Source organism: Neorhizobium sp. P1_A6, from assembly GCF_056406795.1.
Window position 1 is genome coordinate 92,767 of record NZ_JBFTZM010000014.1, and the last position, 18,801, is coordinate 111,567.

The window sequence follows — 18,801 nt, forward strand, 5'->3', positions numbered from 1 at the left end:
CAGCCACCTATAGTAGTGTGGAGACGCTACCACATATAAGGGCGCTCGCGAATATCAAATCGCTTGCGAGGCTACCGCCCTGGCCCGCAACCTCTCCACCCGCCGCATCTGCCAGGCCGAATAACCGATTAGCGCCAGCACGAGGATCGAGCCGCCCAAGAGCGTGCGGGAGGATGGGATCTCGGAAAAGATCAGCCAGACCCAGATCGGTGCGAGGATGGTTTCGAGCAGGTAGAACATCCCGACTTCGGGGCCGGAGAGATATTTCGGGCCGGTTGCAAGACACCAGAAGGCGAGCGGCATCATGATCGCGCCGTCGAACATCACCCAGATGGGATCCGCCACTGAAAAGCCGCCCGTGCCGGCAAGCGAAGACGCGCCGACGAACGAGAGCCCGATCGTTGCCGGTATGATGGTCGCGACGAGCGGCACGAAGCCCATGTCGATGCGGGCCGCCCGGCTGAGCGTGATCGCCAGAGCCAGCAGGAACGAAGCGGTCGCCGCGAGGATGTCGCCAAAAATATGCCCGCCGGCAAGCCCGCCCGAGACGATCAGGCCGACGCCGAAAAACATCACCAGCATGGTGACGAGTGTCGAAGGCGAGGGGCGCTCCTTGAGGACCAGCCAGCCGAGAACGGCGGCATACATGGGCGTGAAGGCGACGATGAAGACGACATTGGCGGTCGCCGTGTTGAACACGGCGCCGAGGAAGGCGATCGTCGAAATACCGTAGCAGAAGCCGGCGGCAAGACCCGCCTTTCCGGGGATCAGCACCGGACGGGTCGAGCCGAAGCGCCGGACGAGCAGCCACAGGATGATGGCGGCGGCGAAGGTCGCGGTGCTGCGCAGCACGACAGTCGACCACATTTCGCCATGCCCGAGCCGCACCAGCGGCACGTCGAAGGAGAGCGCAAGGCCGCCGATTGCGGTGAGCACGAGGCCCTTTTTATGATCGTTCATGGGATGATTTCAGATGTCCGTGGCGGGATCGAAGATTTCCCAGCCGCGCGGGGTCAGGTGTTCCTGGGGCTGGAACCGGGTCTTGTAGCCCATCTTCGCCGAACCCTTCACCCAATAGCCGAGATAGACATGCGGCAGGCCGAGCGTCCTGGTGCGGGCGATATGGTCGAGGATCATGAACGTACCGAGCGAGCGCTTTTCATACTCGGGATTGAAGAAGGAATAGACCATCGACAGGCCGTCGCTCATCATGTCGGTAAGCGCGACGGCAAGCAATTCCCCCTTCGGCTCGACGCTGATGCCGGAGCCCGGCTCGCGGCGCCGGTACTCGATGATGCGGGTGTTGACATGCGTGTCCTCGACCATGATCGCATAGTCGAGCGCCGACATGTCGGACATGCCGCCCCGCTGATGGCGGTCGTCGAGATAACGACGGAAGAGCGAGAACTGTTCGGTGGAGGGTTGCGCGGGGTAGACCGTCGCGATCACGTCGCGATTGGTGGCAAGGACCCGTTTCATCGAGCGCACGGGCTCGAACTCGTGAGCGAGGATGCGCACGGAAATGCACGCGCGGCATGATTCGCAGGCCGGCCGATAGGCGATGTTCTGCGAACGGCGGAAACCGCCCTGGGTCAGTAGGTCGTTCATCTCGGCGGCGCGAGCGCCTACCAGGTGAGTGAAGACCTTTCGCTCCATTTCACCCGGGAGATAGGGACAAACTGCCGGGGCCGTCAGGTAGAACTGCGGTGAGGGCGTTGCCTGGGTATTCATTGCGTCGTGGCAGTCCGGTCTTTAGGGTCGTAATGTCATACCATGGCGCATAAAAGTAAAACGTCAACCATATGCTGCGGCAGGCGGCAGGCTAGTGCCATAAACTTTCGGCCAGTAGCGTAATCGTTACGACGTACGCACCACGACAGTGCCGAGCAGCAGGTCGTGCACGAGGCGCGAACGCTCGATGAACAGGCCCGCGAGCAGAATGAGCGGGGTCAGCACCGAATTGATGATCCAGAAGATCACGGTGTGGGCCATAGCGGTGAGGAAATCCATCCGCCGGCCGTCGAGCCGCACCATGGCGAGCCCCATGGCGCGCATGCCGGGCGAAGCTTGAGCCGAGCCGCCGAGCGTCATCCCGAAATAGAGAAGCGCGACGATCACGAACAACACCGGATAGAGCATGAAGCCGAGGCCGAGCGTGATGATGCCGAGGAAAAACACCACGACGGCAGCCGGAATGCACAGCAAGAGCACGATCACATAGTCGATGATGAAGGCGAACACCCGGCGAGAAAGAACGCCGCTATAGGCGCGCCAGTCGTCCGGTGCGGCATAGGCCGGGTTCGGGTCGAGGCTCATCGTTTCAACATCTCCTGTTTCTCCCCGATGATATGGGAAGAGACCGCCGCGGCAACAAGGCTTATCCGTTTTTCGCCAGCTTCCTGGCCACGTCCATCGCAAAATACGAAAGAATCCCGTCGCAGCCGGCGCGTTTGAAGCAGAGCAGTGTCTCCATCATGATCCGGTCGCCGTCGATCCAGCCGTTCATGGCCGCCGCCTTGATCTGCGTGTATTCGCCGGAGACCTGGTAGGCGAAGACGGGAAGGCCGAACGCTTCCTTGATGCGCCAGCAGATGTCGAGATAGGCGATGCCGGGCTTGACCATCAGCATATCGGCGCCTTCCTCGACGTCGAGGGCGGCGTCCCGCACTGCTTCGGTGCCGTTGGCCGGCGAGATGTAATAGCTGTTCTTGTCGCCCTTCAGGAGACCGCTGGTGTTGATCGCCTCGCGATAGGGGCCGTAGAAGCCGGACGAAAATTTCGTCGCGTAGGACATGATGCCGACATCCTGGTGACCGCTTGCATCCAGCCCGCGGCGGATGGCGCCGATGCGGCCATCCATCATTTCCGAAGGCGCGATGATGTCGGCGCCGGCATCCGCCTGCATGACGGCGGCGCGGACGATCTGGTCGACCGTCTCGTCGTTGACGATCACGCCGTCCCGGAGGATCCCGTCATGGCCGTGGCTGGTGAACGGATCGAGCGCCACGTCGGTAATGATGCCGATATTCGGCACGGCTTTCTTGAAAGCGGCGGTCGCCTGGTTGATCAGGTTGTTGGCGACCAGGCTGTTGGAACCGGTCTCGTCGCGCAGTTCCATCTCGATATCGGGGAAAGTGGCGATCGCCGGAATACCGAGATCGGCCGCTTCCTTCACCGCCTCGACCGCCTTGTCGACGCTCATGCGGCTGACGCCCGGCATGGCGGCGATCGGATCGACGATGCCGGTGCCGGGAACGATGAAGATCGGCCAGATCAGATCGTCGACCGTCAGCCGGTTCTCCTGCACCAGCCGACGCGTCCAGTCGGCCTTGCGGTTGCGCCGCATGCGGCGGTGGCCGGTGATCTCGTCGACCAGATGCGTCTTGTCCATGGCAAAGTCTCCAACTTCTCTTCCCGTGCGCGCGTCATTATCATGCAGCACGCCATTTGCGAATGGGAACGATCGCCGCAGTTGAGGCCCGGGCTAGATCCAGAGATCGTTTTGAGCCGTACGTTCGCCGCCCTCGTTGCCGGTGTTCAAAACGCCACGCGGCTCGATCACCATCATCTTCACCTCCTTTTCAGCGAACGGCTTGTGCTGCACGCCCTTCGGCACCACGAGCATTTCGCCCGGGCCGATCTCAACGCTGCCGTCGCGGAAGTCGATCCGCAAATGGCCTTCGATAACGATGAAGGCTTCATCCGTCTCCGGGTGATCGTGCCATATGAAATCGCCTTCGATGCGGACGAGCTTGAACTGGTAATCGTTCATTTCGGCGACGACGCGCTGCTGCCAGAGATCGGGTATCCGTTCCAGCTTCTCAGCGAGGTTTATCGGCGTATGTGAAAAGTTCCGCTGGGTCATGCCTTCTCCTTTGATTGGCGGCAAACCCTATCAGGACAAGGCGCAGGGCTCTTGAACGATCGTGCAGACGACAGGCTGGTACTGGCGGGCGGCGACCGTGGCGGCTAATGTAGTCCCATGGAACCCGATTCACTCACGGTGCCGAAGCGCACGCTGACCGAAATTCTCTACGTGGCCTTCCTCAGGCTGATCGCGATCGCCTGTTTCTGGTTTGGCCTGCAATATTGGGCGATGCTGGTCGGTTATTCGCTGAAGGGCATGGCCCGCTTCGATCTGCTGACGCTTCCCTGGAAGGTAGCGGCGTCTTCGCTTGCCGTGCTGTTTCCAGTTGCCTCGCTCGGTCTGTGGCTCACCGTTTCCTGGGGGCCTGTGCTCTGGACGATCGCTGCAATCTCGCAGGTGTCGATGTATATCGTCTGGCCGGAGATTTTCGGACACAACCGGCTCGTGCCCCTCATGCACGGCCTCGTCGCAGCGCTCTATGTCGTATTTCGGCTCTCACTATGGGTCGAGGCGCGCCGCAAGGCGGAGCGGGTAAGAATTGATTCACCTTGAAATTAAAGCTTTGACGGCCTGAATTGACCAGAAAATCGCCGCTAAGTGATTGATTTATTTTAAATCTGAATGATCACATCCCAGGCCGGCAAGGGCGGGCCGGGATTCGAACGAACGCGTTAAGCGCTTGTTAAGCCTATGTTTTAAGTCGAATTTTATGCGTATTGGATAGTGTCTGTCTCAAGGCGGGAAGAAACAAACACCGCCAAACAAAACAGGATGAGGCAGTCATGATGAACACGAAACTGAAGCCGCAGGCGGCACCGGCAGTAGCAGATCCGCATGAAGACACCATTCGCGCCCTCTACATGGAATCGCTGCATCTGGTCGAGCGCCTCCACCGCCGCCTTCTCGATGTGATCAAGGACGAGTTCGACCGCCAGGGTCGTGACGACGTCAACGCCGTCCAGGCGCTCCTGCTTTTCAACATCGGCAATTCGGAACTGACAGCCGGCGAACTGCGCTCCCGCGGTTATTATCTCGGCTCGAACGTCTCCTATAACGTCAAGAAGCTGGTCGACCTCGGCTTCATCAACCACCAGCGCTCGCGCATCGACCGCCGCTCGGTCCGCATCAGCCTGACGCCGGAAGGCCAGGCGATCGCAGAAACCGTCGGCAAGCTCTACGAGCGCCATATCGGCTCGATCGAAAAGGTCGGCGGCATCGGCGAGGGCGAATTCTCTCAGATGAACAAGCTGCTCCAGCGCCTCGACCGCTTCTGGAACGACCAGATCCTTTACCGCCTTTAATCCACCGGGGGCTTGCGAAACACTCCATTACCTCCAGTCATGCGGTGCTACGCAAAAGCGTAACGGGGTGTCGGAAGACGCGCCGTTACGCTTGTTTGCGTGCTAGCCAAGCCGCCTTCTGGCAGATGCAGCCTATCGCTGGGCCAGCAGGGCTCGGCCGGCGTTTCGGATGGTGAGGGCCGAATCCGCCATCTGGGCAATCAAGCCGGCAGTCATCGCTGAGGCGAGGGTCTCGGTATAGTCTTCGCCCTGGAGACCGTGCTTTTTGCAATAATTCTGGACGGCCCCGCGTGTGGAGGTCGGCGAGACGCCAAACTTGTTGTTCTGGAAAGCATTGACAATAATTTGGTATTTTTCGTCCAGGGTCACGGTAGCTCTCCAATGGGTGATGTATGGGGTGCCTACCAGTATGGGGGCCGGGTTGATAGCCGTATTCTGCCGTGGGCGTCGGAATACATGCCGTTACGTCCGTTTGCGGCGTAATGTCTGCCTACAACGTGGCCGCCGGGGCCCGGCGTATTTCGGTTGTCATGCCCGCAAACAGTGAGGAAAGGTCGAGCCACCCGTCCGGCCTGCGGCCCGTCACCTTTTCGGGCCATCCGCAGACGCCGTCCTGTCCGACATAGCCGACACATTGCGGCGCGGTTTCGTCGCGAAAATGCAGGACAGCCAGCTTTCCAGGCTCAAGGGCTTCGATCGGGTACCAGTTCAATTCTCATATTCCTTACTTTGACGGGCAACTTTTAGCCAAGCCGCTTGTCCGAGGCTTACGGCTTTTACGTTTTCAAACGGGGGTTTTGTGTCCGGAATGCTTGGCCGGTTTCTTAAAAAAAAGCAGGTCCCGGATCGACGGTCCGGGAGAACTTCCGGGGTCGCTTGCACTCGCAGGGTGTGGCGCATATGCCGCTTGAAAAAATCACGTGCCAACACGGCTTTGTGACGCGCAAGTACCTGACACGAATTGGCCATATTGCTATGGGACCGGCTGGATGCAACGGGCTGGCGGGAATTCGCGCTTTCATAACATTGCGATGACGACGAAGCCCTTTGCGGCTGCGCTAATTTTTTGCGCGTTCTTAACCATATCCCTGTAGGCGTCTTTGATGCTGCTCGGGACCAGATGGGTACTATGATGTCGAAGAAGATCGGATCTGAAGCTCTTTCCCGCCGTGCCTTGCTTCGCACGGCCGTCTCTGCCGGTGTTGCCGCACTTGCAGCGCCGGCATTCGCCCAGACGGCGATGGATGATTTGATCAATGCGCCTCGCCGCGGCACCTGGGACGACCAGTTCGACGCCAAGGCCGCATCCAGAACCGCCGTCAATGTCGTCTCCAACAATCCGGTGCTCGGCGCCGGCGGACCGGCGAACATCCAGCAGGCGATGGTTGACTACCAGCAGATCGTTGCAAACGGCGGCTGGCCCGAGGTCAATCCCGGCCAGCAGCGCCTGCGCCTAGGCGTCGTTGATCCGTCCGTGCAGCAGTTGCGCCAGCGCCTGATGATTTCGGGCGACCTGCCGCGCGAGGCGGGCATGTCTTCCTCGTTCGACAGCTATGTCGACGGAGCTGTGAAGCGTTTTCAGGCCCGTCATGGCCTGCCCGCCGATGGCGTGATGGGCGAATTTACCGTCAAGGCGATGAACATATCGGCCGACGTGCGCCTGCGCCAACTCGGTACCAATCTGGTGCGCCTGCAGTCCATGTCGGGCGATCTCGGCCCCCGCTACGTCATGGTCAATATTCCGGCCGCCTATATCGAGGCGGTGGAGAACGACCGTGTGGCGCTGCGAACCAATGCCGTCGTCGGGCGCATCGACCGTCCGACGCACGCCATCAACTCGAAGATCTACGAGGTCATCCTCAACCCCTATTGGACCGCGCCGCGCTCGATCGTCGAGAAGGACATCGTGCCGCTGATGCGCAAGGACCCGACCTATCTCACCCGCAACAACATCCGCCTGATCGATGGCAAGGGTAACGAAGTGGCGCCGGAAACGGTTGATTGGTTCGCGCCGAAGGCGCCGAATCTGATGTTCCGGCAGGACCCCGGCAAGATCAACGCCATGGCCTCAACGAAGATCAACTTCCACAATCCGAACAATGAATACATGCATGACACGCCCCAGCAGGGCCTGTTCAACAAGCTGATGCGCTTTGAGTCCTCCGGCTGCATGCGTGTTCAGAACGTCCGCGACCTCATCACCTGGTTGCTGCGCGACACAACCGGCTGGTCGCGCCAGGAGATCGAGCGGGTGATCTCGACGCGCCAGAACAACCCGATTAAGCTTGCCGTCGAAGTGCCGGTCTATATCGTCTACATCACCGCCTGGTCTGCGAAGGACCGCGTCGTGCAGTTCCGCGACGACATCTACGAGCGTGACGGCAACCAGGAACTGGCGCTGCAGACGACCACCGGCATCGAAAAGCCGGCCGGCGCTGCCGACGACGATCTGCTGCCGCAATAAGATCTGCTTCTTTTTCCGTCCATGAGAAGCCGCATCCGCCAAGGGTGCGGCTTTTTCGTTTTCTAAGAGTATCTCCGCGTCTTCCGGCGAGCAAATGTCGTTCCCCGTATTGCTCTGCGCAAGGCGTAAGGCTAAGACGCGACATTGCAATGCCCACCCCTTTGAGGAGCCTCGCACATGTCGAACACCGACGTCTTCTTCTCCCGCCCGCTCGCAGAATCCGATCCGGAAATCTTTGGCGCGATCGAGAAGGAACTGGGTCGCCAGCGCCACGAAATCGAGCTGATCGCTTCGGAGAACATCGTTTCCCGCGCTGTGCTTGAGGCGCAGGGTTCGATCATGACCAACAAGTATGCCGAGGGTTATCCGGGCAAGCGTTATTACGGCGGTTGCCAGTTCGTCGACATCGCCGAGGAACTCGCCATCGAGCGCGCCAAAAAGCTGTTCGGCGTCAATTTCGTCAACGTCCAGCCGAATTCCGGTTCCCAGATGAACCAGGCGGTGTTCCTCGCGCTGCTGCAGCCGGGTGATACGTTCATGGGCCTCGACCTCAACTCGGGCGGCCACCTGACGCATGGTTCGCCGGTCAACATGTCTGGCAAGTGGTTCAACGTCGTCTCCTACGGCGTGCGCGAAGGCGACAACCTGCTCGACATGGACGAGGTGCAGCGCAAGGCCGAGGAAACCAAGCCGAAACTGATCATCGCCGGCGGCACCGCCTATTCCCGCATCTGGGACTGGAAGCGTTTCCGCGAGATCGCCGATTCGGTCGGCGCCTATCTGATGGTGGACATGGCTCACATCGCCGGTCTGGTTGCCGGCGGCCAGCATCCGTCGCCGTTCCCGCATTGCCACGTCGCCACCACCACCACCCACAAATCGCTCCGCGGTCCGCGCGGCGGCGTCATCCTGACCAATGACGAAGAACTGGCCAAGAAGTTCAATTCCGCCGTTTTCCCGGGCCTGCAGGGCGGTCCGCTGATGCACATTATTGCCGCCAAGGCCGTCGCCTTTGGCGAAGCGCTGCAGCCGGACTTCAAGGACTATGCCGCGCAGATCGTCAAGAATGCCAAGGCGCTGTCCGAAACGCTGATGGCCGGCGGCCTCGACATCGTTTCCGGTGGCACCGACAACCACCTGATGCTCGTCGACCTGCGCAAGAAGAACGCCACCGGCAAACGCGCCGAAGCGGCTCTCGGCCGTGGCTACATCACCACCAACAAGAACGGCATTCCCTTCGACCCGGAAAAGCCCTTCGTCACCTCCGGTATCCGTCTCGGCACCCCGGCTGGCACGACGCGTGGTTTCAAGGAAGCGGAATTCAAGGAGATCGGCAATCTCATCATCGAGGTTCTCGACGGCCTGAAGGTCGCCAATTCCGACGAAGGCAATGCCGGCGTCGAAGCCGCCGTGCGCGACAAGGTCGTGGCGCTCACCGGCCGCTTCCCCATGTATCCCTACATGTGATCCCAACTGGTACCAATGGGGGCCGCATTTCGCGGTCCCTCTTGCAAGCCTAAGGAGAGGCGATGCGCTGCCCCTATTGCGGTTCGGAAGACACGCAGGTCAAGGATAGTCGTCCGGCGGAGGATTACACCTCCATCCGCCGGCGGCGTATCTGCCCGGATTGCGGCGGTCGCTTCACGACGTTCGAGCGCGTGCAGCTTCGCGAATTGATGGTCACCAAGAAGACCGGCCGCAAGGTGCCGTTCGACCGCAACAAGCTGGTACGGTCCTTCCAGATCGCGCTGCGCAAGCGCCCGGTCGACAATGACCGTATCGAACGGGCGGTTTCCGGCATCGTGCGCCGGCTCGAAAGCTCGGGCGAGAACGAGATTTCGTCGGAAGAGATCGGGCTGCAGGTGCTGGAAGCATTGAAAAGCCTCGATGACGTCGCCTTCGTGCGCTACGCCTCTGTCTATCGCGATTTCTCCCATGCAGAGGATTTCGAAAAGGTGATCCAGGAGATCAACGCCAAGATCGCCCGCGATCCCGGCATCGAGCCGTAGCCATGACGAGCGCTGCCGAAGACCGGTGGTTCATGGCGTCGGCACTGCGCCTATCGCGGCTTCATACCGGCCAGACAGGCACCAATCCTTCGGTCGGCTGCGTGATCGTCAAGGACGGCGAGGTGGTCGGCTCTGCCGTCACCGCGCCCGGCGGGCGGCCGCATGCGGAAACCCAGGCGCTCGATATTGCCGGAGAGAAGGCGAGGGGAGCGACCGTCTATGTCACGCTCGAACCCTGCTCGCATTATGGCCGTACCCCACCTTGCGCCAACGCGCTCGTCGAGGCGGGCGTCGCTCGCGTCGTCATCTCGCTGACCGATCCCGATCCGCGCGTCTCCGGCCGCGGGATCGCCATTTTGCGCGATGCCGGGATTGTCGTGGAAACCGGCCTGATGGAGGAGGAGGGGCGCCGGGCGCTCGCCGCCTACCTTACCCGCCAGACGAAGGGCCGCCCGCATGTGACTCTGAAGCTTGCCGTTTCCGCCGACGGCATGCTCGGCCGCCGCGGCGAGGAAGTGTCGATCACCGGCCCCGAGGCGCGGGCGCAAGTGCACCGGCTGCGGGCCGAAGCCGACGCGATTCTGGTCGGCATTGGCACGGTGCTGTCGGATGATCCGGAGTTGACGGTGCGCATTTCGGGGCTGGAGAAACGCTCTCCGATCCGCATCGTGCTGGATCGTCGGCTTGAACTGCCGCTGGATTCCAAGCTGGTGAAGAGTGCGCGGGACGTGCCGGTGATTGTCGTGGCGGCGCCTTCTTCCTTGGAGACTGGGGCGACACCCCCCTCTGCCCTGCCGGGCATCTCCCCCTCAGGGGGGGAGATCGATCAGCGGCAGGCTCATCCGTCCCATTCAAGCTCCGATATCGGGGCGGCAGAGGAGCCGCCTGGAATTGCGCAGGGTGCAGGCTCCTTGCCGATCTCCCCCCTTGAGGGGGAGATGCCCGGCAGGGCAGAGGGGGGGGGGGCTCCGCGCTCCATCGCCAAAGGTGATCTGACCTCGAAGGCCGCGGCCCTCCAATCCGCCGGCGTCGAGATCATGGACGCCACCGAACTCGACATCCTCCTGGCGATCCTTGCGGTTCGCGGCATGTCCTCGCTTCTGGTCGAGGGCGGCGCAACCATCGCAAAGACATTCCTCGAAGCAAATCTCGTCGACCGCATCCTCCTGTTCCAGGGGCCCGGCATTGTCGGCGAGGGCGGGCTTGAATCGCCGCTGACGCCATCCGATATGCCGGCAGGATTTAAGCTCGTGCGCGAGGAAAGCTTCGGGCCGGATCGCTGCTTCGAATACGAAAGAGGTTTCTGATGTTCACCGGAATTGTCACCGATGTCGGCACGGTCGCGGCAACGACGCCCATGGACGAAGGCGTCAAGCTCAGGATCGCCACCAACTACGATCCGAAAACCATCGACATGGGCGCCTCGATTTCCCATGGCGGCGTCTGCCTGACGGTGACAAACCTGCCGGACGAAGGCAGCAACGAGCGCTGGTTCGAGGTCGAGGCCTGGGAAGAGGCGCTGCGGCTGACGACGATCGCTGAATGGACCGAGGGCACGCGCGTCAATCTCGAGCGGGCGCTGAAGATCGGCGACGAGCTCGGCGGCCATATCGTCTCCGGTCATGTCGACGGCAAGGCGGAAATTCTCGGCATTGAACATGAAGGCGAGGCGGTCCGCATCCGTCTTCGGGCACCCGAAGCGCTTGCCCGATTTGTGGCTCCGAAGGGCTCGGTAGCGCTGGATGGCACCTCGCTGACCGTCAACGCCGTCGAGGGCACCGATTTCGACGTTCTGCTGATCCGCCACACGCTCGCCGTCACCACCTGGGGTGATCGCAAGGCGGGTGATTTCGTCAATTTCGAAGTCGACACGATGGCGCGTTACGCAGCACGGCTTGCGGAATTCCCGGCGAAAAGCTGACGGCTTGCCGGCCGCTCAGTTTTCGCGCGCCATCACCACGATCGGGCCATGGTAGTCGGCGCGGGCGAACTCGCGAAAGCTGAGCTTCGCAGCGACCCTCAGCGACGCGCCGTTTTCAGGGCTGATGATGCAGGTCATCCTGCGATCGGGGAAATGTGCTTCGCCCCAGGAGATCATCGCGCCCACCGCCTCGGTCGCGTAACCGCGGCCATGGACGGAAGGGATGAGTGCCCAGCCGGTCTCGAGCGTCCCCTCGATCGAGGGCTGAAATTCGCGGCGCATATCCTGGAAGCCCGCTTCGCCGAGAAAACGCCCGGTTGCCTTCTCTTCGATCGCCAGGAACCCGAAACCCATCAGGTGCCACATGCCGTTGACACGCAGCATACGGCTCCAGCTGGTTTCGCGGGACGAGGGGATACCGGAAATATAGCGGACCACGTCCGGCTCGGCCCAGAATTCCGCATAGGTCTCGAACTCCTCCAGTCGATGAGGACGCAGGATCAGCCGTTCGGTTTCGAGGGTCGGGATGGTGGTCATGGCGGGCTCCATGGTGCGGGATGGCACCGATCTTTATCGCTGCTCGCTCAGGTATTCCCGATTCGCATCGCTGCGTTCAGCGAAAATTGCTTGCCATTCCCCTCAGAGCGTGTTTTGACCGCCACCTGCCCGAGACCCATATGAATATCGGCCCGCTTTGAAGGCGATATCGATCTCATGCTGGGCCGATTTGAACAAAGGTGAATCATGTCACGCGAAACCGCTCCACACCTCCTCGTCGTCGAGGCGCGTTTCTACGACGATATGTCCGATGCGCTGCTCGACGGTGCGACCCATGCGCTGAAGGCGGCCGGGGCGACCTATGACGTGGTCACCGTTCCGGGTGCGCTCGAAATCCCGCCGGCAATCGCCATGGCGCTCGATGCGTCGGAAGAGGGCGGCACCGATTACGACGGTTTCGTCGCACTCGGCATGGTCATCCGCGGCGAGACCTACCATTTCGACATCGTCTCGAACGAATCCTCCCGTGCCCTGATGGACCTCGCCGTGTCGGAATCGCTGGCGATCGGCAACGGCATCCTCACCTGCGAGAACGACGAACAGGCATGGGCGCGTGCCCGCCGTTCGGACAAGGACAAGGGCGGCTTCGCCGCCCGTGCGGCGCTGACCATGATCGCGCTGCGTGACAAGCTGAACGGTGGTTGATTGATGGCAAAGGAAGGCGAACACCCGGTCAAGCCGGCAAACCAGCGCGGCGCCGCCCGCCTGGCGGCTGTGCAGGCGCTCTACCAGATGGATGTCGGTGGGACCGGCGTGCTGGAGGTCGTTGCCGAATATGAGGCGCACCGCCTCGGCCAGGAACTCGACGGCGACACCTATCTGAAGGCCGACGCCTCCTGGTTCCGCTCGATCGTTGCCGGCGTCGTGCGCGACCAGGTGAAGATCGATCCGCTGATCCGCGCCTCGCTGCAGGAAGACTGGCCGCTGTCGCGTCTCGATTCGACGTTGCGGGCCATCCTGCGCGCCGGTACGTTCGAAATCCTCGAGCGCAAGGACGTGCCGGTAGCCGTCATCGTTACCGAATATGTCGAGATCGCTCACGCCYTCTTCGGAGAGGAAGAGCCCCGCATTGTCAACGCCGTCCTCGATCGCATTGCCAAGCAGGTACGCGGCGAAACCAAGAAATAACAAACTAAAAAAACAAGTCGGGATGGGACAGGCATGGACGGTGCGGTGAACGGTCTTCAGACACAGATGAACACCGCCCGGCGCAGCGTCGCCCTGCTGGCCGGGGCCCAGGCAGTCCTCGGTTCGGCGCCGCCTCTGGTCTTCGCGCTTGGCGGCCTCGTCGGGTACCAGTTGCTCGGCGACGACAAGTCGCTGGCGACGGCGCCGCTGACCGGTTTCAATATCGGCATGGCGGCGGGCGCTATCGCGGTTGCCATCGCTTCGCGGTTCCTCGGCCGCAAGACGAGCTTCATGCTGGGCTCGGTCCTCGGAGCGCTCGGTGCCGCGACCGCGGCGATCGCGCTCTTCCATGCGAACTTCTGGCTCTTTGCGACCGGCCTGCTTCTGATCGGCCTCTGCAACGGCTTCAGTCAGAAGATCCGCTTTGCCGCTGCCGACGCGTCGCCTTCATTCTACAAGCCGAAGGCGATCTCCTGGATTCTCGCGGCCGGCATCGTCTCGGCGGTTCTCGGACCGCAACTTGCGATCTGGACCAAGGACCTGCTGTCGCCAGTGCTGTTCGCCGGCGCCTTCGTGGCCGTCATTCCGCTCTATCTGATCGCGCTGGTGATGCTGTCGCCGCTGAAACTGCCGCAGATGAGCGGCAGTCACACTGCTTCGGTGCCTGCGCGCCCGCTCGGCGAGATCGTCGTCACCCAGCGGTTCCTGACCGGCATGATCTGCGGCATCTCCTCCTACGCACTGATGACCTTCATGATGACCGGCGCGCCGCTTGCCATGGTGATCGGCTGCGGTTTCCCGTCGGAAATGGCCACCCTCGGCATCCAGTGGCATGTGCTCGCCATGTTCGCGCCGAGCTTTTTCACCGGCATGCTGATTTCCCGCTTCGGCGTCGAAAAGATCGTCGCCGCCGGGCTGGTGATCCTGATGGGGTGCGCCGTGATCGCCCATATGGGCATCGAGCTCTGGAACTTCTGGGGCGCTCTGGTGCTGCTCGGCATCGGCTGGAATTTCGCCTTCATCGGCTCGACTGCGATCGTCGCCTCCAGCTACCGTCCGCACGAGGCCGACAAGGTGCAGGGTTTTCACGATATCATCCTGTTCACCACCGTCGCGTTGTCCTCCTTCTCCTCGGGCAAGATCTTCACCGCCTATGGCTGGTCGTTCATGAATCTGATCATCTGGCCGGTCACGATCGTCTGCCTCGGTCTGGTGCTGGCGCTGATGTTCAAACGCTCTTCCGTGAAATCCGCCTAGAGTCTTGTCCCTTCGGGGCTTGACGCCAATTCATCTCCACCGCAATCTCCCGTCCGCGCAGGCGATCCCGGATTCCTTGGGAGGGGAGCGGTCGGCTGCGCGGGAATGCGCACTGTGGAGTATTGCGGCGGTCTTTGCTCATCCCGTGGATGTGCGCCGCTGCAGGGGTGCACGGCCGGAGGGTATGGACCACCCGGCGCTAAGGGAGAGGAAAAGCGAATGACTGTAATTCTGGGTGTGATCGTGTGCGGGTTGCTATCGATCATTTATGCCGTTTGGGCGACGCGTTCCGTGCTGGCTGCCGATCAGGGCAGTATCCGCATGCAGGAGATCGCCGGATATATCCGTGAAGGCGCACAGGCCTATCTGACGCGTCAGTACATGACCATTGCCATTGTCGGCGTCGTCGTGGCGATCCTTGCCTGGGTTCTGTTGTCCGGCACCGCTGCGGTCGGCTTCGTCATCGGCGCCGTGCTTTCGGGCGCTGCCGGCTTCATCGGCATGCACGTCTCGGTCCGCGCCAACGTGCGCACCGCCCAGGCTTCTTCCCAAAGCCTTGCGGCCGGTCTCGACATCGCTTTCAAATCCGGCGCCATCACCGGCATGCTGGTGGCAGGCCTCGCTCTCCTCGGCGTCTCGATTTATTACTGGATTCTGACCGCCGGCCTCGGCCATCCGACCGGCTCGCGTGAAGTCATCGACGCGCTCGTCTCGCTCGGCTTCGGCGCTTCGCTGATCTCGATCTTCGCCCGTCTCGGCGGCGGCATCTTCACCAAGGGCGCCGACGTCGGCGGCGATCTCGTCGGCAAGGTGGAAGCCGGCATTCCGGAAGACGATCCACGCAATCCGGCGACGATTGCCGATAACGTCGGCGATAACGTCGGCGACTGCGCCGGCATGGCCGCCGACCTCTTCGAAACCTATGCGGTCTCCGTCGTCGCCACCATGGTGCTTGCGGCAATCTTCTTCGCCGGCGCGCCGATCCTCGCAACCGTCATGGTCTACCCGCTGGCGATCTGCGGCGCCTGCATCATCACCTCGATCATCGGCACCTTTTTCGTCAAGCTCGGCTCCAACGGCTCGATCATGGGCGCGCTCTACAAGGGCCTCATCGTCACCGGCCTGCTGTCGATCGTCGGTCTTGCCATCGCCACCTCGATCACCATCGGCTGGGGCACGATCGGCACCGTCGCCGGCAAGCCGATCACCGGTACGAACCTCTTCATCTGCGGCCTTCTCGGTCTCGTGGTGACGGCGCTGATCGTCGTCATCACCGAATACTACACCGGCACCAACAAGCGCCCGGTGAACTCGATCGCTCAGGCATCTGTGACCGGTCACGGCACCAACGTCATCCAGGGCCTTGCGGTCTCGCTCGAATCGACCGCTCTTCCGGCGATCGTCATCGTCGGTGGTATCATCGCCACCTACCAGTTCGCCGGTCTGTTCGGCACCGGCATCGCCGTCACCACCATGCTCGGCCTGGCCGGCATGATCGTGGCGCTCGACGCTTTCGGTCCGGTCACCGACAATGCCGGCGGCATCGCCGAAATGGCGCACCTGCCGCCGGAAGTGCGCAAGTCGACCGACGCGCTCGATGCGGTCGGTAACACGACCAAGGCCGTCACCAAGGGGTACGCGATCGGTTCCGCGGGCCTTGGTGCTCTGGTTCTGTTTGCCGCCTATTCCAACGACCTGCAATATTTCGCCGCCAACCCCGCCCAATATCCATACTTCCAGGGCATCGGCGAAATCTCCTTCAGCCTCTCCAACCCTTATGTCGTTGCCGGCCTGATCTTCGGCGGCCTGATCCCCTACCTGTTCGGCGGCATCGCGATGACCGCCGTCGGCCGCGCCGCGGGCTCGATCGTTGAGGAAGTGCGCAAGCAGTTCCGCGAAAAGCCGGGCATCATGGCGGGGACTGAAAAGCCGGATTATGGCCGCGCCGTCGACATCCTGACCCGGGCTGCGATTCGCGAGATGATCATTCCGTCTCTGTTGCCGGTTCTGGCGCCGATTGTCGTCTATTTCGGCGTTCTGCTGATCTCCGGCGGCGACAAGGCTTCTGCCTTTGCTGCCCTCGGGGCATCGCTGCTCGGCGTTATCGTCAACGGCCTGTTCGTGGCGATCTCCATGACCTCGGGCGGCGGCGCCTGGGACAATGCCAAGAAGAGCTTCGAGGACGGTTTCGTCGACAAGGACGGCACCCGCCATATGAAGGGTTCGGAAGCCCACAAGGCATCCGTTACCGGCGATACCGTCGGCGATCCTTACAAGGATACGGCGGGCCCGGCCGTCAACCCGGCGATCAAGATCACCAATATCGTGGCACTTCTGCTACTGGCGGTGCTTGCCGGCTGATCTCTGAACCAAGCCAGACAAAAAAGCCCGCGAGGAGTGATCCTCGCGGGCTTTTTGGATTTTTGTATCCGTTTTCTGGTGCTTACTTGCCGAAGCCGGACAGGATGCTGCGGGCTGCTGCCCCGCCTGCGCCGGAGCCGCCGCCGGAAAGCAGCTGCTGCAGGAAGGTGAGGTCGCGGCCGCCGGTCGGTGTCGTGCGCGAAATCGTGTCGAACACCTTGCCGTCCTGCATCGCATAGTTGGCGCGACGGGCGACGACGCCGTCCTTGTCGAAATAGATGGCGAGTACCGTCTGGTCGACGATCTTCGGCTTCATGAAGGCCGCCGCACGCTCGCGTTTCTGCGAGATGTAATAGAACACCTCGGTATCGAAGGTGGCCGTCGTCGAGGGCGTGCCCATCGTCAGCAGCACCTGCTCGCGGCTCGACCCGACCGGAATGAGTTCCAGCGATTTCTGGTCGACCACGTAGCCGTTATACATGGTGTCGCCGATATGCATGGACGTGCAACCCGAGACGGTGATGGATGCGACGACCATTGCCATCGCGGTTTTACTCAAGAATGTCATCTCGTATCCGAAAACCCGCTTGTTCAACGGCATCCCCCAAACTCAACCTGCCCCTGCTGACCCTACCATTGTGGCTATTCAGGGACATAAGACCGATCCCGACCTGGATGTTAAGGCCGCGAAGATCCCACCCCGTTCGCTGATCCGGCGGAACGGCATTGCAATTCGTGCATGCTTCGGTAAACCAGCTTTCGTTTCCATGCAACATGGCCGGCGGCAGGCTGGCCCATTCCTGGAGGCAAATAACGGGAATTCAGATGATCTTCGGCCTTTTCAAGAAGAAAAACCAGAACCACGCGATTGTTGACCGCCAATACTCGACCTTGACGTCGATGGCGCGTGTACCGTTCTTTTATAGCGATCTGGACGTACCGGACACGGTCATGGGCCGTTTCGAGATGCTCTCGATCGTGATGATCCTGTTCTTCCGGCGCACCGCGAAGTCCGATTCGAGCGGGCAGGAGCTGGCCCAGGAGATCGTCGACGCTTTTTTCCAGGATATCGACCACTCCATCCGCGAGCTCGGCATCGGCGACCAGAGCGTGCCGAAGCGCATGAAAAAGCTGGCCGGGATGTTTTATGGCCGGGTGGAGACCTATGCCGCCGCTCTTGAAGGCAAGGACAGCGGGGCGCTTGCCTCGGCCCTCAGCCGGAATATCTATCCCAAGACGGAGGATGCGCCTGGGATGCGAGGGCTGGCGGACTGGATGATCGTTGCGGAGAGGGCGCTCGCCGGCATTTCCGAAGATGAGATTTCCCGCGGGCACGCGGTTTTGCCCCTGCCGGGTCCGCTGCCGCGAGAAGAGTGAGGTTTGATGAAGAACGACAGTGGCTCAGGCGAAAAGCCTCCCTTTTCCTATCCCGTCAAAGTCGGGAATATTTCCGCCAATGCGGTGACCGTGAAGCTCGAGGCGGATGCGCGCGAGCTGGAAGGTCTCGCAAAGCTGTGGCAGGTCGTTTCGGTCGGTTCGTTGAAGGCCGAACTCCAGATCGCCCGTTGGAAGAAGGATGGCGTGCGTCTCAAGGGACGCGTCCAGGCCGATATCGTCCAGTCCTCGGTCGTCACGCTCGAGCCGGTGGCATCGAAGATAGACGAGCCGTTCGAGCAGATCTTCGTGCCTGAAGGGTCGAAGCTCGCGCGGGTCGTCACCAGCGATACGGCGGAGATGGTGATCGATCCCGATGGTCCCGATCTTCCGGAAATGTTTGTCGGCGACACGATCGATGTCGGCGAAGTGGTTGCCGAATTCGCAGCACTTGCGATCGATCCCTATCCCCGCGAACCCGGCGTCGAGTTCGCCGATCACCTGGAAGGCGATCCGGATGAAAAGTCCGGACGCCCCAATCCCTTTGCCGTCCTTAAGGA

The 18,801-nt window shown here is 61.6% G+C and carries 23 protein-coding genes; 14 read left to right on the forward strand and 9 right to left on the reverse strand.

Annotated elements, in window-relative coordinates; genetic code table 11:
* Positions 1-54: 54 nt before the first annotated feature.
* From AC1D3C_RS24155 to AC1D3C_RS24175, 5 genes are all read right to left on the reverse strand, one after another.
* On the reverse strand, positions 55-960 hold the full coding sequence (locus AC1D3C_RS24155) for a DMT family transporter (protein WP_247032087.1): 906 nt from the start codon (positions 958-960) through the stop codon (positions 55-57).
* 9 nt (positions 961-969) lie between these two features.
* The gene (locus AC1D3C_RS24160; protein ID WP_038541835.1) at positions 970-1,731 is read right to left on the reverse strand and encodes an arginyltransferase; all 762 of its coding nucleotides are present in this window, start codon (positions 1,729-1,731) and stop codon (positions 970-972) included.
* A 126-nt stretch (positions 1,732-1,857) separates the two neighbouring features.
* Positions 1,858-2,316: an RDD family protein gene (locus tag AC1D3C_RS24165; RefSeq protein WP_247137304.1), complete on the reverse strand. Its 459-nt coding sequence runs from the start codon at positions 2,314-2,316 to the stop codon at positions 1,858-1,860.
* A 61-nt stretch (positions 2,317-2,377) separates the two neighbouring features.
* On the reverse strand, positions 2,378-3,391 hold the full coding sequence (hemB, locus tag AC1D3C_RS24170; protein ID WP_477484649.1) for a porphobilinogen synthase: 1,014 nt from the start codon (positions 3,389-3,391) through the stop codon (positions 2,378-2,380).
* A 93-nt stretch (positions 3,392-3,484) separates the two neighbouring features.
* Positions 3,485-3,865 carry a cupin domain-containing protein gene (locus AC1D3C_RS24175; RefSeq protein WP_477484650.1) on the reverse strand — a complete coding sequence of 127 codons (381 nt, stop codon included), beginning with the start codon at positions 3,863-3,865 and terminating at the stop codon, positions 3,485-3,487.
* Between the two features lie 117 nt (positions 3,866-3,982).
* Here AC1D3C_RS24175 and AC1D3C_RS24180 point away from each other — a divergent pair, with 117 nt between their 5' ends.
* Both AC1D3C_RS24180 and ldtR read left to right on the forward strand, forming a co-directional pair.
* Complete coding sequence (locus AC1D3C_RS24180) at positions 3,983-4,420, forward strand: DUF6163 family protein (RefSeq protein WP_038585526.1); 438 nt, start codon at positions 3,983-3,985, stop codon at positions 4,418-4,420.
* A gap of 233 nt (positions 4,421-4,653) precedes the next feature.
* Positions 4,654-5,169, forward strand: coding sequence for a transcriptional regulator LdtR (gene ldtR / locus AC1D3C_RS24185; protein ID WP_038549003.1), 516 nt, complete (start codon positions 4,654-4,656; stop codon positions 5,167-5,169).
* A gap of 132 nt (positions 5,170-5,301) precedes the next feature.
* Here ldtR and AC1D3C_RS24190 read toward each other — a convergent pair whose 3' ends face one another.
* Both AC1D3C_RS24190 and AC1D3C_RS24195 read right to left on the reverse strand, forming a co-directional pair.
* Positions 5,302-5,538, reverse strand: a complete 237-nt coding sequence (locus AC1D3C_RS24190) for a hypothetical protein (protein ID WP_038541845.1) — start codon at positions 5,536-5,538, stop codon at positions 5,302-5,304.
* A gap of 121 nt (positions 5,539-5,659) precedes the next feature.
* The gene (locus tag AC1D3C_RS24195) at positions 5,660-5,881 is read right to left on the reverse strand and encodes a hypothetical protein (RefSeq protein ID WP_038541847.1); all 222 of its coding nucleotides are present in this window, start codon (positions 5,879-5,881) and stop codon (positions 5,660-5,662) included.
* Positions 5,882-6,301: 420 nt separating this feature from the next.
* Between AC1D3C_RS24195 and AC1D3C_RS24200 the strand changes: the two genes are divergently transcribed.
* The 5 genes from AC1D3C_RS24200 (at position 6,302) to AC1D3C_RS24220 (ending at position 11,563) form a co-directional block, all read left to right on the forward strand.
* Entirely contained in the window at positions 6,302-7,633 is a 1,332-nt protein-coding gene (locus AC1D3C_RS24200; protein WP_038549005.1) for a L,D-transpeptidase family protein, read from the forward strand.
* A 177-nt stretch (positions 7,634-7,810) separates the two neighbouring features.
* The gene (gene glyA / locus AC1D3C_RS24205) at positions 7,811-9,100 is read left to right on the forward strand and encodes a serine hydroxymethyltransferase (protein ID WP_038541848.1); all 1,290 of its coding nucleotides are present in this window, start codon (positions 7,811-7,813) and stop codon (positions 9,098-9,100) included.
* Between the two features lie 62 nt (positions 9,101-9,162).
* Positions 9,163-9,642, forward strand: a complete 480-nt coding sequence (gene nrdR / locus AC1D3C_RS24210) for a transcriptional regulator NrdR (protein ID WP_007771094.1) — start codon at positions 9,163-9,165, stop codon at positions 9,640-9,642.
* A 2-nt stretch (positions 9,643-9,644) separates the two neighbouring features.
* Positions 9,645-10,949 carry a bifunctional diaminohydroxyphosphoribosylaminopyrimidine deaminase/5-amino-6-(5-phosphoribosylamino)uracil reductase RibD gene (gene ribD / locus AC1D3C_RS24215; RefSeq protein ID WP_477484651.1) on the forward strand — a complete coding sequence of 435 codons (1,305 nt, stop codon included), beginning with the start codon at positions 9,645-9,647 and terminating at the stop codon, positions 10,947-10,949.
* Positions 10,949-11,563, forward strand: a complete 615-nt coding sequence (locus AC1D3C_RS24220) for a riboflavin synthase (RefSeq protein ID WP_247137299.1) — start codon at positions 10,949-10,951, stop codon at positions 11,561-11,563. The genes ribD and AC1D3C_RS24220 overlap by 1 nt, the downstream gene beginning before the upstream one ends.
* A 15-nt stretch (positions 11,564-11,578) precedes the next feature.
* Here the strand turns inward: AC1D3C_RS24220 and AC1D3C_RS24225 are convergent, their stop codons facing one another.
* Positions 11,579-12,100, reverse strand: coding sequence for a GNAT family N-acetyltransferase (locus AC1D3C_RS24225; RefSeq protein ID WP_247137298.1), 522 nt, complete (start codon positions 12,098-12,100; stop codon positions 11,579-11,581).
* A 207-nt stretch (positions 12,101-12,307) separates the two neighbouring features.
* On the opposite strand from AC1D3C_RS24225, the gene ribH reads away from it, so the two are divergent.
* The 4 genes from ribH to AC1D3C_RS24245 all read left to right on the forward strand — a co-directional run bounded on the left by ribH (position 12,308) and on the right by AC1D3C_RS24245 (position 16,867).
* Positions 12,308-12,766, forward strand: a complete 459-nt coding sequence (gene ribH / locus AC1D3C_RS24230; RefSeq protein ID WP_038541855.1) for a 6,7-dimethyl-8-ribityllumazine synthase — start codon at positions 12,308-12,310, stop codon at positions 12,764-12,766.
* 3 nt (positions 12,767-12,769) lie between these two features.
* The gene (gene nusB / locus AC1D3C_RS24235) at positions 12,770-13,249 is read left to right on the forward strand and encodes a transcription antitermination factor NusB (protein ID WP_477484652.1); all 480 of its coding nucleotides are present in this window, start codon (positions 12,770-12,772) and stop codon (positions 13,247-13,249) included.
* Positions 13,250-13,282: 33 nt separating this feature from the next.
* Positions 13,283-14,506: an MFS transporter gene (locus AC1D3C_RS24240; RefSeq protein ID WP_477484653.1), complete on the forward strand. Its 1,224-nt coding sequence runs from the start codon at positions 13,283-13,285 to the stop codon at positions 14,504-14,506.
* 219 nt (positions 14,507-14,725) lie between these two features.
* Entirely contained in the window at positions 14,726-16,867 is a 2,142-nt protein-coding gene (locus AC1D3C_RS24245; RefSeq protein WP_477484654.1) for a sodium-translocating pyrophosphatase, read from the forward strand.
* A gap of 82 nt (positions 16,868-16,949) precedes the next feature.
* Here AC1D3C_RS24245 and AC1D3C_RS24250 read toward each other — a convergent pair whose 3' ends face one another.
* A complete protein-coding gene (locus AC1D3C_RS24250) occupies positions 16,950-17,468 on the reverse strand; it encodes an outer membrane protein assembly factor BamE (protein WP_477484655.1) in 519 nt (172 codons plus the stop codon).
* Between AC1D3C_RS24250 and AC1D3C_RS24255 the strand changes: the two genes are divergently transcribed.
* From AC1D3C_RS24255 to AC1D3C_RS24265, 3 genes are all read left to right on the forward strand, one after another.
* Positions 17,389-17,742, forward strand: coding sequence for a hypothetical protein (locus AC1D3C_RS24255; protein ID WP_477484658.1), 354 nt, complete (start codon positions 17,389-17,391; stop codon positions 17,740-17,742). The two genes, AC1D3C_RS24250 and AC1D3C_RS24255, sit on opposite strands and share 80 nt — an antisense overlap.
* Positions 17,693-18,244, forward strand: coding sequence for a ubiquinol-cytochrome C chaperone family protein (locus tag AC1D3C_RS24260; protein WP_477484656.1), 552 nt, complete (start codon positions 17,693-17,695; stop codon positions 18,242-18,244). The genes AC1D3C_RS24255 and AC1D3C_RS24260 overlap by 50 nt, the downstream gene beginning before the upstream one ends.
* A gap of 6 nt (positions 18,245-18,250) precedes the next feature.
* Positions 18,251-18,801: YceD family protein (locus AC1D3C_RS24265; protein WP_477484657.1), on the forward strand; the 551-nt coding region annotated here is incomplete at its 3' end.

What these genes read in the sequence shown, in the direction of transcription:
- AC1D3C_RS24260 (WP_477484656.1), top strand. Translation starts at nt 17,693, where the DNA reads ATGATCTTCGGCCTTTTCAAGAAGAAAAACCAGAACCACGCGATTGTT.
- AC1D3C_RS24225 (WP_247137298.1), bottom strand. Translation starts at nt 12,100, where the DNA reads ATGACCACCATCCCGACCCTCGAAACCGAACGGCTGATCCTGCGTCCT.
- AC1D3C_RS24180 (WP_038585526.1), top strand. Translation starts at nt 3,983, where the DNA reads ATGGAACCCGATTCACTCACGGTGCCGAAGCGCACGCTGACCGAAATT.
- AC1D3C_RS24175 (WP_477484650.1), bottom strand. Translation starts at nt 3,865, where the DNA reads ATGACCCAGCGGAACTTTTCACATACGCCGATAAACCTCGCTGAGAAG.
- ribH (WP_038541855.1), top strand. Translation starts at nt 12,308, where the DNA reads ATGTCACGCGAAACCGCTCCACACCTCCTCGTCGTCGAGGCGCGTTTC.
- AC1D3C_RS24165 (WP_247137304.1), bottom strand. Translation starts at nt 2,316, where the DNA reads ATGAGCCTCGACCCGAACCCGGCCTATGCCGCACCGGACGACTGGCGC.
- AC1D3C_RS24160 (WP_038541835.1), bottom strand. Translation starts at nt 1,731, where the DNA reads ATGAATACCCAGGCAACGCCCTCACCGCAGTTCTACCTGACGGCCCCG.
- AC1D3C_RS24155 (WP_247032087.1), bottom strand. Translation starts at nt 960, where the DNA reads ATGAACGATCATAAAAAGGGCCTCGTGCTCACCGCAATCGGCGGCCTT.
- AC1D3C_RS24255 (WP_477484658.1), top strand. Translation starts at nt 17,389, where the DNA reads ATGGATGCGACGACCATTGCCATCGCGGTTTTACTCAAGAATGTCATC.
- nrdR (WP_007771094.1), top strand. Translation starts at nt 9,163, where the DNA reads ATGCGCTGCCCCTATTGCGGTTCGGAAGACACGCAGGTCAAGGATAGT.
- AC1D3C_RS24240 (WP_477484653.1), top strand. Translation starts at nt 13,283, where the DNA reads ATGGACGGTGCGGTGAACGGTCTTCAGACACAGATGAACACCGCCCGG.
- hemB (WP_477484649.1), bottom strand. Translation starts at nt 3,391, where the DNA reads ATGGACAAGACGCATCTGGTCGACGAGATCACCGGCCACCGCCGCATG.
- AC1D3C_RS24200 (WP_038549005.1), top strand. Translation starts at nt 6,302, where the DNA reads ATGTCGAAGAAGATCGGATCTGAAGCTCTTTCCCGCCGTGCCTTGCTT.
- AC1D3C_RS24250 (WP_477484655.1), bottom strand. Translation starts at nt 17,468, where the DNA reads ATGCCGTTGAACAAGCGGGTTTTCGGATACGAGATGACATTCTTGAGT.
- AC1D3C_RS24220 (WP_247137299.1), top strand. Translation starts at nt 10,949, where the DNA reads ATGTTCACCGGAATTGTCACCGATGTCGGCACGGTCGCGGCAACGACG.
- ribD (WP_477484651.1), top strand. Translation starts at nt 9,645, where the DNA reads ATGACGAGCGCTGCCGAAGACCGGTGGTTCATGGCGTCGGCACTGCGC.
- glyA (WP_038541848.1), top strand. Translation starts at nt 7,811, where the DNA reads ATGTCGAACACCGACGTCTTCTTCTCCCGCCCGCTCGCAGAATCCGAT.
- AC1D3C_RS24245 (WP_477484654.1), top strand. Translation starts at nt 14,726, where the DNA reads ATGACTGTAATTCTGGGTGTGATCGTGTGCGGGTTGCTATCGATCATT.
- ldtR (WP_038549003.1), top strand. Translation starts at nt 4,654, where the DNA reads ATGAACACGAAACTGAAGCCGCAGGCGGCACCGGCAGTAGCAGATCCG.